Source organism: Micromonospora aurantiaca ATCC 27029, from assembly GCF_000145235.1.
GTDB lineage: Bacteria > Actinomycetota > Actinomycetes > Mycobacteriales > Micromonosporaceae > Micromonospora > Micromonospora aurantiaca.
The window spans coordinates 5,582,818-5,600,341 of sequence record NC_014391.1; the positions used below are offsets into that span (position 1 = coordinate 5,582,818).

Below are 17,524 nucleotides of genomic sequence, written 5' to 3' on the forward strand. Positions count from 1 at the left end.
TCAGAGCAGGGCGCCCTCGTCGTGCAGCCAGTCGACGAACGTCACGGCGACCGCGGCGCCGCAGTCGAGCATCTCGACGAGCAGCGCGTCGTGGGCGCCGGCGCCGAGCGGGACCTGCAACTCGGCGTAGATCGGAAGCTGACCGCGCTCGGTCGGGTCGCCGATGTACGCCTTGCAGAAGCGCCGGGTGTGGTTCCACTCGTTCACGACGCGGTAGGCCCGGTCGGCCCAGTCCGGCGGGACCGTCGCGTGCGGGCGGGCCCGCATCACCAGGATCTCGTCGTCCGGGCCCTCCAGCGCGACGAGCACGGCGTGCCGCTCCCACATGGCCAGCAGGTTGCCGTCGCCGTCGGCCAGATAGCGGACGTCGAGCAGGTCGAGCGCGTCGCAGACCCGGCTCAGGGTGACCGGCGCGACGGTGGCCGGCATGTCCGCGAGGACCGGCCGCTCAGGTGGCGCCACGTCGTCCCCCGGCTGGCGAGGGGTCGGTGGGCCGACCCGGATGGTGTCATCCACTGTGGTCCCGCTTCGAGTCTCCGGCTCCCCGCCAGCGGCGGGACCAGGGCGCCATGACCACCACGGCATCGCTCGCGCACCTCACTCCCCAGCGGATCCGGACGCCTACGGTGCGTTGGATCCGAGGATGGACGGTACCCGGACAGACGGCGTGAGGCATCCCCCCAACGACCGCCCCAAACCGGAAGGACGAAGCTGGGTCATCCGTTCGGATGACCTACCGTCGGCCTGAGTGCAAGATCGGCGACGGTACGCGACCAGGCCGCCCCGAACGGTCCGACGAGTCCGACCCATCGACCAGCCGTACGCACCTGAACGTCGTCCGCGCCCGCGCCGAGGAAGCCCATCCGGACCAGGGCCTGCACCAGCCGCTGCGACACCTCGACGGGTGTGCGAGGCGCCTCGTCCGGGGTCACCACCACGGCGACGTGGTCCAGCAGCGCGTCCCGCAGCACCCGCTGCCCGACCGCGCGGCCCGCCACGCCGTGCGTGGCCGCCTCGCGCAGCGTCCCGGCCGCCGCCTCCGCGATCCGGAGCAGTTCGGCGCCGGGCAGCGCCTCCACCGCCCGGCTCGCGGCCGGTGGGAGCTGCCACCGCCAGCCGTCGTCCCGGCGTACCGGAAGCGCGGCGCCCCCGGCGGAGAGTTCGGCCAGCAGTTCCCCCGCGGCGACCGTGACGTCCCCGGGAGCGGCGCCGGGCACGGTTCGGACCACGAGCACCCCCCACGGCAGACGCGCCCAGAGGGCGGTACGGCCCGCCCCGGGCACCGGCCGCAGCCGGACCAGCGTGGCCGGGTCGAACCGGACCAGCCGGGCCAGGAAGGCCCCGGCGTCGGCCGTCCCGGTCAACCCGTGCCCGGTCATCCGCTCAGCCCCGGCGCGTAGCGGAGCAGGAACGCCCGCTCCTCCGGCGAGATCCGGCGCGGGCGCTGCGCCGTCAGGTCGAACGGCACCAGCAGCGACCGGGCGGTGCCGGCCAGCGTGTCGCCGTCGTACAGCTCGTACGCGACCGAGAAGGAGGCGGCCCTGATCTGGTCCACCCACAGCTCGATCCGTACCGTCGGGGCGGCCTCCGCGCTGGCCCGGCCGAGCGCGTAGTCGACCGGGCGCAGGTAGTCGACCTCGTGCCGCCGGATGACCACACCGTCGGCGAACGAGCCCACTCCCCACGCCCGGCCGCCGGCGAACATCATCGCCACCCGGGCCTCCTCGTAGAGCGTGAGGAAGCGGGCGTTGTTGACGTGGCCGTACGCGTCCAGGTCGGACCAGCGCAGCGCGCAGTGGTAGACGAACCGGTCAGACAAGGGTCGGCCCCGGTCAGTCGCGGGTGAGCTTGCGGTAGGTCACCCGGTGCGGACGGGCCGCCTCGGCGCCGAGCCGGTCGACCTTGTTCTTCTCGTACGCCTCGAAGTTGCCCTCGAACCAGAACCACTTGGCGGGGTTCTGGTCGTCGCCCTCCCAGGCCAGGATGTGCGTGGCGACCCGGTCCAGGAACATCCGGTCGTGGGAGATGACCACGGCGCAGCCGGGGAACTCCAACAGCGCGTTCTCCAGGCTGGACAGCGTCTCCACGTCCAGGTCGTTCGTCGGCTCGTCGAGCAGGATCACGTTGCCGCCGATCTTGAGCGTCAGCGCCAGGTTGAGCCGGTTGCGCTCGCCGCCGGAGAGCACCTTGGTCGGCTTCTGCTGGTCCGGCCCCTTGAAGCCGAACGCGGCGATGTACGCCCGGGACGGCATCTCGACCTTGCCCACCATGAGGTGGTCCAGCCCGTCGGAGACGACCTCCCAGACGGTCTTGTCGCCGTCCAGGCCCTGCCGGTTCTGGTCGACGTACGACAGCGAGACGGTCTCGCCGACCCGGACCGAGCCGCCGGTCGGCTGCTCCAGCCCGACGATGGTCTTGAACAGCGTGGTCTTGCCGACGCCGTTCGGGCCGATGATGCCGACGATGCCGTTGCGGGGCAGCGAGAACGACAGGTCGTCGATCAGCACCCGGTCACCGAACGCCTTGGTGAGGTTCTGCGCCTCGATGACCGTGTTGCCCAGACGCGGGCCCGGCGGGATCTGGATCTCCTCGAAGTCCAGCTTCCGGGTCTTCTCCGCCTCGGCGGCCATCTCGTCGTAGCGGTCCAGGCGGGCCTTGGACTTGGTCTGCCGCGCCTTGGCGTTCGAGCGGACCCACTCCAGTTCCTCGGACAGCCGCTTCTTCATCTTGGCGTCGCGGCGTCCCTCGACGGAGAGCCGGGCGGCCTTCTTCTCCAGGTAGGTGGAGTAGTTGCCCTCGTACGGGTAGGCCCGGCCGCGGTCCAGCTCCAGGATCCAGTTGGCCACGTTGTCCAGGAAGTACCGGTCGTGGGTGATCGCCAGGACGGTGCCGGCGTACTTCGCCAGGTGCTGCTCCAGCCACTGCACGCTCTCCGCGTCCAGGTGGTTGGTGGGCTCGTCGAGCAGCAGCAGGTCCGGCGCCTCCAGCAGCAGCTTGCACAGCGCCACCCGGCGGCGCTCACCACCGGAGAGCTGGGTGACGTCGGCGTCCGGCGGCGGGCAGCGCAGCGCGTCCATGGCCAGTTCGAGCTTGGAGTCGATGTCCCACGCGTCGGCGGCGTCCAGCTCCTCCTGGAGCTTGCCCATCTCCTCCATCAGCTCGTCGGAGTAGTCGGTGGCCATCTGCTCGGCGATGGCGTTGAACCGCTCCAGTTTGGCCTTGGTCTCGGCGACCGCCTCCTCGACGTTGCCGAGGACCGTCTTCTCCTCGTTGAGCGGCGGCTCCTGCGCGAGCATGCCGACGGAGTAGCCGGGCATGAGCCGGGCCTCGCCGTTGCTCGGCCGGTCGAGCCCTGCCATGATCTTGAGGAGGCTGGACTTACCGGCGCCGTTCGGACCGACCACCCCGATCTTGACACCCGGCAGGAAGTTCAGCGTCACGTTGTCGAGCACGACCTTGTCGCCGTGCGCCTTGCGCGCCTTGTCCAGGACGTAGATGAACTGGGCCACGGTGCGGGCTACCTCCGTCGGTTGCGATCGCGGGCTTGTCGGGTGCGGGGCGCGGGCGTCGATCTCCGCCTGCCGCCGCCGGCCGGGAGCCGGCCGCGCGCACGCCGCCGTCAATCCTGACAGGTACGGACCGCCACGCCCACATCACCCCACCCCAGGGGTACGGCGGCGAGCCTCGTCGCCGACACCGGTAGCACTCGTGGACGTCTCCGGTACGACCGGGAAGAGCCGAACTACGGGCCCGGGTGTCGACAAGATCACGCGTTGGGTTCGGCGGTTCTGGGACGGGTAGGTAACTCCGGCACGGGGGATCAGACGCCGCAGCTACGCTCAGTACGCTCATCGCGGTGGACCCGTCAGTACCCGGAGGTGGCCGATCGTGACCGTCCGTAGCTCCTTTGTCGTAGTGGCCAACCGTCTGCCGGTCGACGAGGTGAGCACACCCGAGGGGCGGCAGTGGCGGCGCAGCCCCGGCGGGCTGGTGACCGCGCTGCACCCGGTGCTGGCCGAGCACCAGGGCACCTGGGTGGGGTGGGCCGGCGGCACCGGCGCCGCGCCCGAGCCGTTCGACCTGGAGGGCATCCGGCTGCACCCGGTGCCGTTGAGCGCCGAGGAGTTGGAGCGCTACTACGAGGGCCAGTCGAACGCGACGATCTGGCCGCTCTACCACGACGCGGTGGAGACGCCCGCCTACAAGCGGCGCTGGCGCGAGGCGTACCGGCTGGTCAACGCCCGGTTCGCGGAGGCCGCGGCGGACGTGGCCGCCGAGGGCGCGACGGTCTGGGTCCAGGACTACCAGCTCCAGCTCGTGCCGGCGATGCTCCGCGAGCTGCGGCCGGACCTGCGGATCGGCTTCTTCCTGCACATCCCGTTCCCGCCGATCGAGCTGTTCATGCAGATGCCGTTCCGCACCGAGATCCTCCGTGGACTGCTCGGCGCGGACCTGGTCGGCTTCCAGCAGCGCCTGGCGGCGCAGAACTTCGTCCGGCTGGCCCGGCACCTGCTCGGCCTGCGCTACGAGGGCCAGATGATCCAGGTCGACGGCAGGCAGGTGAAGGCCGGCGCGTTCCCCATCTCGATCGACACCAAGGAGATGGAGCGGCTGGCCGAGGACCCCGCGATCCAGGCCCGGGCCAAGCAGATCCGCGAGGAGCTGGGCAACCCGAAGACGATCATCCTGGGCGTCGACCGGCTCGACTACACCAAGGGCATCGAACTCCGGCTGAAGGCCTTCCGAGAACTCCTCGCTGACGGAAAGTTGACAGTTCCGGACGCGGTTATGGTGCAGGTCGCCACGCCCAGCCGCGAGCGCGTGGAGCACTACCAGGCACTTCGGGTGAAGGTGGAACGCGAGGTTGGCCGGATCAATGGTGAATTCGGCCGGGTCGGCGTGCCTGCAGTGCATTATCTGCATCAGTCGTACAGTCGCTCCGAACTGGCCGCGATGTACGTCGCGGCCGACGTGATGATGGTGACCCCGCTGCGAGACGGAATGAATCTGGTGGCCAAGGAGTACGTCGCATCGCGCGCCGACCAGGGCGGCGCGCTCGTGCTCAGTGAGTTCGCCGGCGCCGCGACAGAGCTGCGCCAGGCGTTCCTGTGTAATCCGCACGACCCGGACGCGGTGAAGGACGCGTTGCTGCGGGCCGTGCATGTCGAAAAGCCCGAAGCCCGCCGCCGGATGCGCGTCATGCAGCGCCATCTGCGCAGCCACGACGTGGGCCACTGGGCCAAGTCGTTCCTCAGCGAGCTCGGCGTCCCCGATACGGAGGCTGCGTGACCTCGCCCGCCCCCGCCGCCGCCCACGGCGGCGTGCTGGATCCCGAACTGCGTGCCGCCATCGGCCGTATCGCCCGGGTTCCGCAACTCCTGGTCGCCTGCGACTACGACGGCACGCTGGCGCCGATCGTCGAGGACCCCAGCAAGGCAGTGCCGCTGCCCGAGTCGGTGGCGGCCGTACGCGCGCTCGCCGCGCTGCCGCAGACGAGCGTCGCCGTCGTCTCCGGCCGGGCGCTGCGCGACCTGGCCACGCTCTCCCGGCTGCCCAGCGAGGTGCACCTCGTCGGCAGCCACGGCTCGGAGTTCGACATCGGCTTCGTCGAGCGGCTCACCCCCGAGCTGATCGCGGTCCGGCACCGGCTCCGCGAGGCGCTGCGCGAGATCGCCGCCGAGCACCCGGGCATCCGCCTGGAACGCAAGCCGGCCAGCGTCGCAGTGCACACCCGCGGTGTCGACCCGCACGTCGCCGCCCGGGCCGTCGAGGCGGTCCGCAACGGCCCCGCGACCTGGGAGGGCGTGACAGTCACCCAGGGCAAGGAGGTCATCGAGCTGTCGGTGGTCGTCACCAACAAGGGCACCGCCGTCGACCAGCTCCGCACCCAGCTCGCCGCGAGCGCGGTGCTGTTCATCGGCGACGACGTCACCGACGAGAACGCCTTCGGCAACCTGACCGGGCCGGACGTCGGCATCAAGATCGGTCCCGGGGAGACCCGGGCCGACTACCGGGTGGCCGAGCCGATCGAGGCGGCCCGGGCGCTCGGGCTGCTGCTGGAGACGCGGCGGCACTGGCTGTTCGGCGAGCGGGCGGTGCCGATCGAGCGGCACTCGATGCTCGCCAACGGCCGTACCGTCGCGCTCGTCACACCGGAAGCCAAGATCACCTGGCTGTGCCACCCGAAGCCGGACTCGGCGGCGATCTTCGCCGACCTGGTCGGCGGCAGCCCGGCCGGGCATTTCACGGTCGGCCCGGAGCGGGGCGGCATCCCGCTGGGCCAGCGCTACCGCAGCAACACGATGACGGTCGAGACCCGCTGGTCCGGCCTGACCGTGACCGACTGGCTCGACCTGCCGGTACGGGAGACCACGCCGGACGACCCCGCAGTGGTCAGCGGCGACTCGACACTGGTCCGGGTGCTCAGCGGCACCGGGCGGGCCCGGGTCGAGTTCGCGCCGCGCCCCGAGTTCGGTCAGGTGGCGGTGCAGCTCCAGCCGCTCGACGACGGCCTGCTGGTGCTCGGCTCCAACGAGCCGGTCGCGCTGCACTCCCCCGGCGTCGAGTGGGAGGTCACCAACGACGCCGGCTACGAGACCGCGAAGGCGGTGGTCGACCTGTCCGCCGCCGGTGGCCAGGTGGTGCTGGAGCTGCGCTTCGGCACGCAGAGCCTGGAACCGCACCGGCTGCCGCTGCACGAGCGGCAGGCCGCCGCGGAGCAGCCCTGGAAGGACTGGGTGGCCTCGCTGCGGCTGCCCGCGACCGCCCGGGACCTGGTCGCCCGCAGCGCGCTGACGCTGCGCGGCCTCTGCCACGAACCGACCGGCTCGATCCTCGCCGCGGCCACCACGTCGCTGCCGGAGGAACTGGGCGGTGTCCGCAACTGGGACTACCGCTACTGCTGGCTGCGGGACGCCGCGATGACCGCCCGCGCGCTTGTCGACCTCGGCTCGACCGAGGAGGCCGAAGGGCTGCTGCGCTGGATCGACGGCGTGGTCGAGCGCACCGGCGGGCACCCGGAGCGGCTGCACCCGCTCTACACGGTGGACGGCTTCGAACTGGGCGCCGAGGCGGTCATCGACACGCTGCCCGGCTACGCCGGCTCCCGGCCGGTACGCGTCGGCAACCTCGCCAACCACCAGCTCCAGCTCGACGTCTTCGGCCCGGTCGCGGACCTGATCGCGGCGGTGGCCGACGCCCGTGGCTCGATCCGCGACGACGAGTGGCGGGTGCTGGAGAACATGGTCGAGGCGGTACGCCGCCGCTGGCACGAGCCCGACCACGGCATCTGGGAGGCCCGCCTCCCCCCGCGGCACCACGTCTTCTCCAAGGTCATGCTCTGGATGACGGTGGACCGCGCGCTGCACGTCGTACGCCGCCACGGCGGCGAGGACCGGCCCGAGTGGGTCGAGCTGCGCGACCGGATCGCCTCGAACGTGCTGGAGCACGGCTGGCACCCGGAGGCCGAGGCGTACAGCGTCGCCTACGGGTACGAGGAGATGGACGCCTCGTCACTGTGGATCGGCATCTCCGGGCTGCTCGCCGGCGACGACCCGCGTTTCCTCTCCACCGTGCTCAAGATCGAGGCGGAGTTGCGCAGCGGTCCGGTCGTCTACCGGTACCACTGGGACGACGGCCTGCCCGGCCGGGAGGGCGGCTTCCACATCTGCACGTCGTGGCTGATCGAGGCGTACCTGCGCACCGGTCGCCGCAGCGATGCCGAGGAGCTGTTCACCCAGATGGTCGACACGGCCGGGCCGACCGGGCTGCTGCCGGAGCAGTACGACCCGCTGGCCGAGCGCGGGCTGGGCAACCACCCGCAGGCGTACAGCCACCTCGGCCTGATCCGCTGCGCCCTGCTGCTGGACAACATGCTCAAGCAGTGACCTGACCGAAGCACCAGACGGCGGCGAGGACCCCAAGGTCCCCGCCGCCGTCCCCGTCCCACCCCAGCCCGGCGATCTTGCACTTGCTGCCCCCGGCGAAGGGGCTATAACGGGCACCGAGCGGGCACCAAGTGCAAGATCGGCGCTATCAGGGGGCGGCGGGCGGGCTCAGGGCGTGGACCACGTCGCCGAGCACCACGATCGCGGGTGGGCGCAGCGCGGCGGCCTCGACGTCGGCGGCAACCCTGCCCAGCGTGGAGCGCAGCGTGCGCTGGGCAGCTGTGGTGCCCTCCTGGATCACCGCGGCGGGTGTGTCAGCCGGTTTGCCGTGCGCGATCAGCGTGGCGCCGATCACGGCGAGGTTCTTCAGGCCCATCAGGATCACCAGCGTGCCCCGCAGCCCGGCCAGGGCGTCCCAGCGCACCAGCGACGCGGGCGCGTCGGGCGCGAGGTGCCCGGAGACCACTGTGAACTCGTGCGCCACGCCCCGGTGGGTCACCGGCACCCCGGCCACCTCCGGCACCGCGATCGCGCTCGTCACGCCGGGCACCACAGTCACCGGCACGCCCGCCTCGGCGCAGGCCAGCAACTCCTCGCCGCCACGGCCGAAGACGTACGGGTCGCCGCCCTTGAGCCGTACCACCACCTTGCCGGCCCGCGCCCGGTCCACCAGGATCCGGTTGATCTCCTCCTGGGCACGGGACGGCCCGTACGGGATCTTGGAGGCGTCGACCAGCTCGACGTCCGGCCGCAGTTCGTCCAGGAGCAGGCCGGGCACGAGCCGGTCGGCGACGACCACCTCGGCCTCGGTGAGCAGCCGCCACCCCTTCACGGTGATCAGCTCCGGGTCGCCCGGTCCGGATCCGACGAGTGCGACGCGCCCTCCGGTGTTAAGAGGGGGCCCTTCCTCTACCGCAGGCGTTAAGAGGGGGCCCTTCCTTCCGAGCAGGGCGCGGATGGCGTCGCGGGTCGCCATCGCTCGGCGGGGGTCGCCGCCGCCGAGGACCGCCACTGTGACCGGTCCGTGCCGGGTCACCGCCGGGGTCCACGCGCTCGCCGCCGTCCGGTCGTCGGCGCGTACGCAGAAGATCCGCCGCTCGGCCGCGGCGGCACTGACCGCAGCGGCGGCGGCCCGGTCGTCGACCGCCACCTGGACCAGCCATGCACCGTCCAGGTCGCCGGGGACGAACCGGCGCGGCTCCCAGTGCAGCCGCCCGGCGTCGACGTGCGCGCGCAGCGCCGGGGTCAGCTCGGGCGACACCAGCAGCACGTCCGCGCCGGCGTCGAGCAGCGCGGGCACCCGCCGGGTCGCCACCGCTCCCCCGCCGACGACGACCACGCGCCGCCCGCCCAGCCGCAACCCCAGGGGGTACGGGCTAGGCGGCGTCGGCCCGGTCACTTCTCCGCCACCCCGGCGGAGTCGAACGTGGCCACCTCGTGCAGCACCCGGACCGCGCCGGTGACCACCGGCAGGGCGAGCAGCGCTCCGGTGCCCTCGCCGAGCCGCAGCCCCAGGTCGATCAGCGGTTCCAGGCCGAGGTGCCGCAGCGCCGCCGTGGCGCCCGGCTCGGCGCTGCGGTGACCGGCGACCATGGCGCCGACGGCGTCCGGCGCGAACGCGGCGGCGGCGAGCGCGGCGCTCACCGCGATCACGCCGTCGAGCAGCACCGGCACCCGGCGCGCGGCGGCGCCGAGGATCAGGCCGGTCAGCGCGGCGTGCTCCAGCCCGCCGACGGTCGCCAGCACGCCCAGCGGGTCGGCCGGGCCGGGCTCGTGCCGGGCCAGCGCGGTCCGCACCACAGCCACCTTGCGGGCGTACGTCTCGTCGTCGACCCCGGTGCCCCGGCCGGTGGCCGCCTCGGCGTCCACGCCGGAGAACGCGGCGATGAGCGTGGCGGACGGGGTGGTGTTGCCGATGCCCATGTCGCCGGTGAGCAGGATGCCCGCCCCGGCGTCGATCAGCTCGCCGGCGACCCGGATGCCGGTCTCGACGGCCGCGCGGGCCTCGTCCCGGGTCAGCGCCGCGGTGACCGTCATGTCGCGGGTACCGGGCCGTACGTTCGCGGCCACCAGGCGCGGCCCGGCCGGGTCACCGGGCTCGTCGGCACCGGGGATCGGGGTGGCCACGCCGACGTCCACCACCGTGACCGAGGCACCGGCCTGGCGGGCGAACGCGTTGACCACCGCGCCGCCGGCCAGGAAGTTGGCGATCATCTGGGCGGTGACCTCCTGCGGCCACGGGGTCACGCCCTGGGCGTGCACGCCGTGGTCACCGGCGAAGATCGCCACCGCGGCCGGTTCGGGCAGTGGCGGTGGGCAGGCGCCGGCCAGCCCGGCGAGGCGTACCGAGAGCGGCTCCAGGGCGCCGAGCGAGCCGGCGGGCTTGGTCAGCCGCCCCTGCAACTCGCGGGCCGCCGCCATGGCGGCCTCGTCCAGCGGCCGGATCGCCGCGACTGTGGACTCCAGCATCATGCCTCCAGGATCCGTGCCAGCGTCTCGATGAACGCGTCGGTGGTGCGCCGGTCGCGTACGGCGATCCGGAGCCAGTCCGGGCCGAGCCCGGGGAACGTGTCGCCCCGGCGTACCGCCCAGCCGTGGGCGCGCAGCCGCTCGCGTACGCCGGCGGCGCCGGCCACGTGGATCAGGACGAAGGCGGCAGCCGGGCGGCCCGCCACGCGTACCCCCGGCAGGCCGGACAGGCGGGCCACCAGGTGGTCGCGGTCGGCGGCGAGTTCGGCGGCGATGGCGCGTTCGGCGGCGACGGCGGCCGGCGCGGCGCAGGCGGTGGCGGCGGCGAGCGCCGGGGTGGAGACCGCCCAGAGCGGCTGCGCGGTGGCGAACCGGGCCAGCAGCGCGGCGTCGCCGAGCAGGTAGCCGATCCGCAGCCCGGCCAGGCCCCAGGTCTTGGTGAGGCTGCGGACCACCACGAGGCCGGGGAGGTCGCGGCGGGCGGCGAGCGACTCGGGCTCGCCGTCGACGCCGGGCGCGGCTGTGGTGTCGGCGAACGCCTCGTCGACCACGAGCACCCGGCCGGGACGGGCCAGCGCGGCGATGGTGTCCGCCGGGTGCAGGACCGAGGTCGGGTTCGTGGGGTTGCCGATCATGACCAGGTCGGCGTCGCCGGGGACGCGGGCCGGGTCCAGGCGGAAGCCGTCGGCCGGGTCGAGCAGCACCCGGTCGACCCGGTGCCCGGCGGCCCGCAGCGCGGCCTCCGGCTCGGTGAACTGCGGGTGCACCACAACGGGGTGGCGGACGCCGGACAGCGCGCGGGCGAGCAGGACGAAACCCTCGGCGGCGCCGGCGGTGAGGAGTACCTCCTCCGGGGGTCGCCCGTGCCGGTGAGCGACGGCGGCGCGGGCCGGGGCCGGGTCCGGATACGCGGCCAGGTCGCCCAGCGCCGCGGTGATCGGGTCGGCCAGCCAGTCCGGCATCGGGGCGCGGCGCACGTTCACCGCCAGGTCCACCAGGCCGGGAGTGGCCTCGGCGTCCCCGTGGTGGCCCAGGTCGGGCTCGTCGAGCGCGGCGGCGCTCCCGGTCGGTGCTGCGGGCATGTCCGCGATCCTGCCGGGTAGCCGCCGCCCGGGACAGCGCATCCCGGCGTGGGTCGCGTCACGGTCCGCCGGTTTATGAGTTCTTCTCATTTTCGAATCGGAAATGTCATAGCTTGACCCCGTGAGCAGTCGTCCCCTTGCTTCCGCTGGCCGTCTCGTTCCCCTTCTCCGCGCCGGGCTGATCGCCGGCATCGTGGTCGCCGCCGCCCTGTATCCACTGGTCGCCGTAACCGGCATCGGGGCCAAGGCCACCGCGCACGCGATCGAACAGAAGACGAGCATCCTCAAGACCGCGCTGCCGGCCGAGACCTCGTACGTCTACGCGCCGGACGGCAAGACCGTGCTGACGATGTTCTACGAGGAGTACCGGCAGTACACCAAGATCGAGAACATGTCGCCGAACATCCAGCAGGCGATCGTCGCCGCCGAGGACAACCGCTTCTACCAGCACCACGGCGTCGACCCGAAGGGCGTGGCGCGTGCTTTCGTGTCCAACGCCCGATCCGGCGGCGTCTCCCAGGGCGCCTCGACGATCACCATGCAGTACGTGCGGATGGCGCTGCGGGACAGCGCGACCACGCCCAAGGAGGTCCAGGAGGCGACCCAGCAGACCAGCCTGCGCAAGGTCAAGGAGATGCGCATGGCGCTGGACATCGAGAAGCACCTGAGCAAGGAGCAGATCCTGGAGCGCTACCTCAACTCGGCCTACTTCGGTCACCGCGCGTACGGGATCTACGCCGCCTCGCAGATCTTCTTCTCCAAGACCCCGGCCACGCTCACCCCGGTCGAGGCGGCCACGCTGGCCGGGCTGGTGAAGTCGCCGTCGGAGTACGACCCGATCACCTCGGACCAGAAGGACGCCACCGGGCGGCGCAACTACGTGCTGGACAACATGGCCCGCCTCGGCTACCTGTCGCCCGATGCCGCCGCCGCGGCCAAGGGCCAGCCGATCAAGCTGAAGCTGACCACCCCGCCGAACGACTGCGCCGCGATCGACGGCGGCCACCGCAGCTGGGGCTTCTACTGCGACTACCTGAAGAACTGGTGGAGCTCGCAGCCCGCGTTCGGCGAGAACCGGCTGGAACGGATGGACAAGCTGCGCCGCGGCGGCTACCGGATCGTGCTCGCCGTCGACCCGAAGACCCAGGCGGCGGCGGAGAAGAACGTCGGCGCCAAGGACAACACCGGCAGCCCGTTCGCCAACGGCATCGTGGTCGCCGAACCCGGCACCGGACGGATCAAGGCGATGGCGGTGAACCGGAACTACTCGCTCGACCTGGCCGAGAACCCGAACAGCTCGAACCCGGAGGCCGGCCCGAAGGTCAAGGCGAACTACCCGAACACCGTGGCGCCGCTGCTCGGCGGCGGGACGCTACCGGGCTACCAGGCCGGTTCGACGTTCAAGATGTTCCCGATGCTCGCCGCGCTGAACGCCGGGATGCCGCTGTCCACCGCGTACGACTCGCCGCACACGTACAAGTCGGCCGTCTACGACGGGTGGGCCCCGTCCAACGCCAGCGGCGCGATGACCGGCCGGCAGACCATGTGGTCCGGGTTCGGCAAGTCGGTGAACACGTACTTCGTCCAACTGGAGGAGAAGATCGGGGCGGACGCCGGGGTGCGCCTGGCCGAGCAACTGGGGCTGCGCTGGCGTACCGACGTGGACAAGGAACAGGCGTCGCCGGGCAAGGCGAAGAAGTGGGGCGCGTTCACGCTCGGCGTCTCCGACGCCACCCCGCTGGAGATGGCGAACGCGTACGCCGCCATCGCCGCCGACGGGCGCTACTGCGAGGCCATCCCGGTCAACGCGATCATGAACCGGGACGGCACGCCGGCCACGTACACGACGGCGGGCGGGGTGCAGCGGGAGGTCGCCAAGCCGCGGTGCCGGCAGGTGGTGAACGCCGACGCGGCCCGCGCCGCCACGGACGCGGCGCGCTGCCCGACCGGCGACACCCCGGCCAAGGGGAGCTGCGGCGGCTGGTCGACAGCCGACAGCGTGCGGGGCACCGTGGGCCGCCCGGTCGCCGGCAAGACGGGTACGACGGACAGCACCCGGTCGGCGTGGTTCGTCGGCTACACGCCGGAGCTGGCGGCGGCGAGCTTCATCGCCGACCCGGACAATCCGTTCAACGCGGTGGGTGACGGCCAGTCGCAGATCCCGGTGAACGCGGTGGCGCAGACCCTGCGGGACTCCCTGAAGGGCCAGCCCACCCGCCAGTTCACCCCACCCTCCGACCAGATGGTCGGCTGACCCACCTGATCCGCCCGGGGGTGCGCCCGGGTAGTTGATCAAGGAGTTTGCGTCCCGGATCGGCCGATCCGCCGACGCGAACTCCTTGATCGACGTTGTGGGGCGGGAGCGGTCAGCGGAGGTCGGCGGCGACGAAGGACCACAGCTCCAGGTCGACCCGGGCGCCGCGGACGATACCGGCGTTGCGCAGCAGACCCTCGTAGCTGAAGCCGGCCTTCTCGGCGACCCGCCGGGACGCCACGTTGCCGGCCGCCACCCGCAGCTCCACCCGCTGGAACCCGTGCTCCAGGATCAACGCGATGGCCACCGCGTCCACCGCCTCTACCGCCAGGCCGTAACCCCGGGCGTGCGGCGCGATCGCGTACGACAGCTCGGTGAGCCGGGCGCCCCAGTCGGTACGGCGGGCCCAGAGCGAGCCGACCACCCGCTGGTCCTCCCGGCGGACCACCGCCCAGTGGTCGCCGTCGCCGCTGTCGCGCCGCTGCCGGGCCAGCTCGGTGCACCACGCCCGCCCGTCGATCTGCCCGGACGCCTCGGCCAGCGGCAGCCAGCGCTGCGTCTGCCGGTCGGCGAACACCTCGTCCACCGCCTCCGCGTCGGCGGCGACGAGGTGCCGCACCTCGATGCGCGGGGTCGAGACGGTGAGCGCCGGGAACCGGCGTACCGCCACCTGCCCGATCACGCCGGCGCCCCCACCGGCGCCAGCGCGGCGGCCACCAGCCGGGCCGCGATGTCCGGATGCGCGGCCCAGTGCGGCACGAGCTGCGAGGCGTGCACCGCCTGCCGGACGAAGCCCTCCGGGTTGCCACCCTCCCAGCGCCAGGCCGGACGGTCACCGGCCCGCGGAGTGAGCACTGCGGCGTGCTGCTTGTGCCCGGTCACCGTCGTGCCGGCCGCGGCCACCACGCTGTCGGTGACAGCGGTGGCCGTGCGGTAGCCGACCACCAGGCCGTCCCGGATCGTGCCGACCGCGTCGAGCACCCCGCACATGGGCAGGCCGTCCAGCTCCCGTGCCAGCCAGAGCAGGCCGGCCCCCTCGGCGATCACCGGGCGGCCCGAACGGGCCAGCTCGGCCACCGCGATGCAGAGGCGGCGGTTGGCGGAGAGCTGCTCCGCGTACGTCTCGGGCAGCCCGCCGCCGACGACGAGCGCGCGCGCCCCGGCGGGCAGCGCCTCGTCGCGCAGCGGGTCGAGCGTGACCACCTCGGCGCCCGCGGCGCGCAGCAGCTCGGCGGTCTCGGGGTGGCTGTAGGCGCCGGCCGGTCCGCCGGCGAGCGCCACCACCGGCCGCTCCCCCGACGGCTGCGGCGCGTCGGCCGGCTCCGGCGACCACGGCTCCACGGTGAGCGCGGGGGCGGAGCGGGCCAGCGCCAGCAGCCGGTCGAGGTCGACGGTGGCGGCCACCGCCTCACCGAGCCGGCGTACGCCGCGTTCGGCGTCCGCGTCGGCACGCACCACGGGACCGGTGCCGTACCGGCGGGCGGGCAGCACCGGGGGCAGCTCGTGCCGGCGCAACGCCCCGTAGACCGGCACGCCCACGTCGTCGAGCGCCTCGCGCAACAGCGCCTCGTGCCGGGGCGAGGCCACCCGGTTGAGGATCACGCCGCCCAGCCACAGCTCGTCGTCGTACGCCCGGAAGCCGTGCACCAGCGCGGCCACCGACTGGCCCATCGCGGCCACGTCCACCACGAGCACCACCGGGCTGCGCAGCGCGGTGGCGACTGCTGCCGTGGACTCGCTCTCCGGTCGTCCGCCGACCGAGTCGTAGAGGCCCATCGTGCCCTGCACCAGCGCGAACCCGGCGCCGGCCGCGCCGTACGCGAAGAGGGGGGCGATCCGCTCCGGGCCGACGAGTCTCGGGTCCAGCGTGCGCCCGGCGCGCCCGGCGGCGAGCCCCAGATACGCCGCGTCCACCTGGTCCGGCCCGACCTTGAACCCGGCCACCGGGATCCCCCGGTCGGTGAACGCCGCGAGCAGGCCGAGGGAGACGGCGCCGGTGCCGTGCCCCGAGGAGGGCGCACTCAGCACGACGCGCGGCACGTCGGTCATCATCGACTCCTGATGTGGGTGGTTTCCGCCCGCGTGACCATACCCGTCCGGCCCGGCGCGCGAGAGCCGCGCACACCGCTGTTTCTGCCTGGCAGCGGCGAGTGGCATCGCTCATACGGGTAGCCTTGGCCAACGTGTACCGGTTCCTGCTGACCCCGCGCTGGCTCGGCTACCTCGCGCTCACGCTCGTCGCCGCCACGGTGATGGTGTTCCTGGGCAACTGGCAGCTGGACCGCTACCGGGGCCGGACGGCCGTCAACGAGCGCATCGACGCCGGGGCCACCATGACGCCCGCGCCGCTGCGCGACGCGCTCCCCGCGCCCAGCGGCGGCGACGTCGGTCCCGCGCCGTCCGAGGAGCTCACCTGGAGCCGGGTCACCGCCACCGGCCGGTACGACAGCGCGAACACCGTCCTGATCCGCGGCCGCACCGTCGACCGGACCGTCGGCTTCGAGGTGCTCACCCCGCTGGTGCTGGCCGACGGCACCGCGGTGCTCGTCGACCGGGGCTGGATCCCGCCCGTGCCGGGCGCCGGCGCGACAGTCCAGCCGGAGGTGCCGGCGGCGCCGGCCGGCGAGGTGACAGTGACCGGCCGGGTGGTCGGCAGCGAGAGCGGCGGCGGCGCGGTCAGCCGGCGCGACGGCAAGCTGGAGGCCCGGCGCATCGACATCCCCCGCCTGGCCGAGCAACTCCCCTACCCGGTGACCGGCGGCTACGTGCTGCTCGACGGCCAGACGCCGGCCGCCGACCCGGCCTTCCAGGCGGTCCAGATCGGACACACCAACAACTGGCAGAACTTCGGCTACGTGTGGCAGTGGTGGATCTTCGCGGTGATGAGCCTGTTCGGCTACGGCTGGGTGGCGCGCCGGGAGGCCCGCCGCCGGGCCGGGCTGGACACCCCGGGTGAGCCGGTGGACCGCGCCGCCGAGCCCGCCGCCCCCACCTCCGCCTGAGTACGTCGCCCTCCCGGTGGGCACACCTGGGGGCGGGGACGTTGTAGGGTCCGCGGATGATCGTCAATCGTGGGGGTCGCGGTGACCTCTGACGCCACGACGCCCCCGGCCGCCGAGCCACCCGCGTACGACCCGTGGTCGGCCATGCCGCCTGCGGTCGCGCCGCCCACCGAGCAGTTCCCGGTGATCGCCGCGCCGGAGGCACCCGTCACCCCCGCCCCCACCGCGCAGTTCCCCGCCCCGCCGGTGGCCCCGCCTTACTCCGCGCCGCCGTTCTCGGCCCCACCGGCGCCGCTCTCCGCGCCGCCGGCCACCGCGCAGTTCCCGGCCGCGCCGCAGTTCTCCGCGCCGCCCGCGCAGTACTCCGCGCCGCCCGCGCAGTTCTCGGCGCCGCCCGTACCGCCGGCCGGGGTGGTCGCGCCGTACTACGGGCCCGCACCCGGGGCGTATCCGCCGCCCGGGCCGGTGCCGCCCACGCAGTCGGCGGTAGCCGTGCAGATCGCCGAGATCATGGTGACGCCGCCTGTCATCCGCACCCCGGCCGGCGTCCTGCCGCTCGCCGGCGCCTCCTGGTACGTGACCGACTACTGGCAGAAGGAGGAGAAGATCGCCCAGTGGGCCATCGTCGCCGCGATCCTCGGCTTCTTCTGCCTGACCGTGTTCAGCCTCCTCTTCCTGCTGGTCAAGGAGACGCGGCACTACGGCACCGTGCAGGTGACGGTGAACAGCGGCGGGCACCAGTACGTCGCGCGGATACCGGTGACCGACCAGTTCCAGGTGCAGCAGCTCAACAACCAGGTCAACTACGCCCGGTCGTTGTCGGCCGGCTGA

General features: G+C 73.2%; 14 protein-coding genes. 5 read left to right on the forward strand and 9 right to left on the reverse strand.

The annotated features are described in order from the left end of the window. The 4 genes from MICAU_RS24705 to ettA all read right to left on the reverse strand — a co-directional run bounded on the left by MICAU_RS24705 (nucleotide 1) and on the right by ettA (nucleotide 3,509). Nucleotides 1-585: a type III secretion system chaperone family protein gene (locus MICAU_RS24705; RefSeq protein ID WP_013288075.1), complete on the reverse strand. Its 585-nt coding sequence runs from the start codon at nucleotides 583-585 to the stop codon at nucleotides 1-3. Between the two features lie 131 nt (nucleotides 586-716). Beyond that, the gene (locus tag MICAU_RS24710; RefSeq protein WP_013288076.1) at nucleotides 717-1,379 is read right to left on the reverse strand and encodes a DUF8185 domain-containing protein; all 663 of its coding nucleotides are present in this window, start codon (nucleotides 1,377-1,379) and stop codon (nucleotides 717-719) included. Further along, nucleotides 1,376-1,819 (reverse strand): acyl-CoA thioesterase, encoded by a 444-nt coding sequence (locus MICAU_RS24715; protein WP_013288077.1) that lies wholly within the window; start codon nucleotides 1,817-1,819, stop codon nucleotides 1,376-1,378. Before MICAU_RS24715 ends, MICAU_RS24710 begins: the two co-directional genes overlap by 4 nt. Before the next feature lie 13 nt (nucleotides 1,820-1,832). After that, nucleotides 1,833-3,509: an energy-dependent translational throttle protein EttA gene (gene ettA, locus MICAU_RS24720; protein WP_013288078.1), complete on the reverse strand. Its 1,677-nt coding sequence runs from the start codon at nucleotides 3,507-3,509 to the stop codon at nucleotides 1,833-1,835. A 379-nt stretch (nucleotides 3,510-3,888) separates the two neighbouring features. Here ettA and MICAU_RS24725 point away from each other — a divergent pair, with 379 nt between their 5' ends. Continuing rightward, entirely contained in the window at nucleotides 3,889-5,289 is a 1,401-nt protein-coding gene (locus MICAU_RS24725; protein ID WP_013288079.1) for an alpha,alpha-trehalose-phosphate synthase (UDP-forming), read from the forward strand. After that, on the forward strand, nucleotides 5,286-7,886 hold the full coding sequence (gene otsB, locus MICAU_RS24730; RefSeq protein ID WP_013288080.1) for a trehalose-phosphatase: 2,601 nt from the start codon (nucleotides 5,286-5,288) through the stop codon (nucleotides 7,884-7,886). Before MICAU_RS24725 ends, otsB begins: the two co-directional genes overlap by 4 nt. Before the next feature lie 148 nt (nucleotides 7,887-8,034). On the opposite strand, the gene cobA is transcribed toward otsB, so the two are convergent. The 3 genes from cobA to cobC are packed head-to-tail and all read right to left on the reverse strand — an operon-like array spanning nucleotide 8,035 to nucleotide 11,437. Beyond that, nucleotides 8,035-9,285, reverse strand: coding sequence for a uroporphyrinogen-III C-methyltransferase (gene cobA, locus MICAU_RS24735; RefSeq protein ID WP_013288081.1), 1,251 nt, complete (start codon nucleotides 9,283-9,285; stop codon nucleotides 8,035-8,037). Continuing rightward, the gene (gene cobT, locus MICAU_RS24740) at nucleotides 9,282-10,355 is read right to left on the reverse strand and encodes a nicotinate-nucleotide--dimethylbenzimidazole phosphoribosyltransferase (protein WP_013288082.1); all 1,074 of its coding nucleotides are present in this window, start codon (nucleotides 10,353-10,355) and stop codon (nucleotides 9,282-9,284) included. The genes cobA and cobT overlap by 4 nt, the downstream gene beginning before the upstream one ends. Continuing rightward, complete coding sequence (gene cobC / locus MICAU_RS24745) at nucleotides 10,355-11,437, reverse strand: Rv2231c family histidinol phosphate aminotransferase CobC (protein ID WP_013288083.1); 1,083 nt, start codon at nucleotides 11,435-11,437, stop codon at nucleotides 10,355-10,357. Before cobC ends, cobT begins: the two co-directional genes overlap by 1 nt. 121 nt (nucleotides 11,438-11,558) lie before the next feature. Here cobC and MICAU_RS24750 point away from each other — a divergent pair, with 121 nt between their 5' ends. After that, complete coding sequence (locus MICAU_RS24750) at nucleotides 11,559-13,691, forward strand: transglycosylase domain-containing protein (RefSeq protein ID WP_013288084.1); 2,133 nt, start codon at nucleotides 11,559-11,561, stop codon at nucleotides 13,689-13,691. Between the two features lie 112 nt (nucleotides 13,692-13,803). Here MICAU_RS24750 and MICAU_RS24755 read toward each other — a convergent pair whose 3' ends face one another. Continuing rightward, on the reverse strand, nucleotides 13,804-14,373 hold the full coding sequence (locus MICAU_RS24755) for a GNAT family N-acetyltransferase (RefSeq protein WP_013288085.1): 570 nt from the start codon (nucleotides 14,371-14,373) through the stop codon (nucleotides 13,804-13,806). Further along, entirely contained in the window at nucleotides 14,370-15,740 is a 1,371-nt protein-coding gene (locus MICAU_RS24760) for a cobyrinic acid a,c-diamide synthase CobB (protein WP_013288086.1), read from the reverse strand. The genes MICAU_RS24755 and MICAU_RS24760 overlap by 4 nt, the downstream gene beginning before the upstream one ends. Nucleotides 15,741-15,874: 134 nt before the next feature. On the opposite strand from MICAU_RS24760, the gene MICAU_RS24765 reads away from it, so the two are divergent. Further along, nucleotides 15,875-16,693, forward strand: coding sequence for an SURF1 family cytochrome oxidase biogenesis protein (locus MICAU_RS24765; protein ID WP_013288087.1), 819 nt, complete (start codon nucleotides 15,875-15,877; stop codon nucleotides 16,691-16,693). An 81-nt stretch (nucleotides 16,694-16,774) separates the two neighbouring features. Then, nucleotides 16,775-17,524: a hypothetical protein gene (locus MICAU_RS24770; RefSeq protein ID WP_013288088.1), complete on the forward strand. Its 750-nt coding sequence runs from the start codon at nucleotides 16,775-16,777 to the stop codon at nucleotides 17,522-17,524.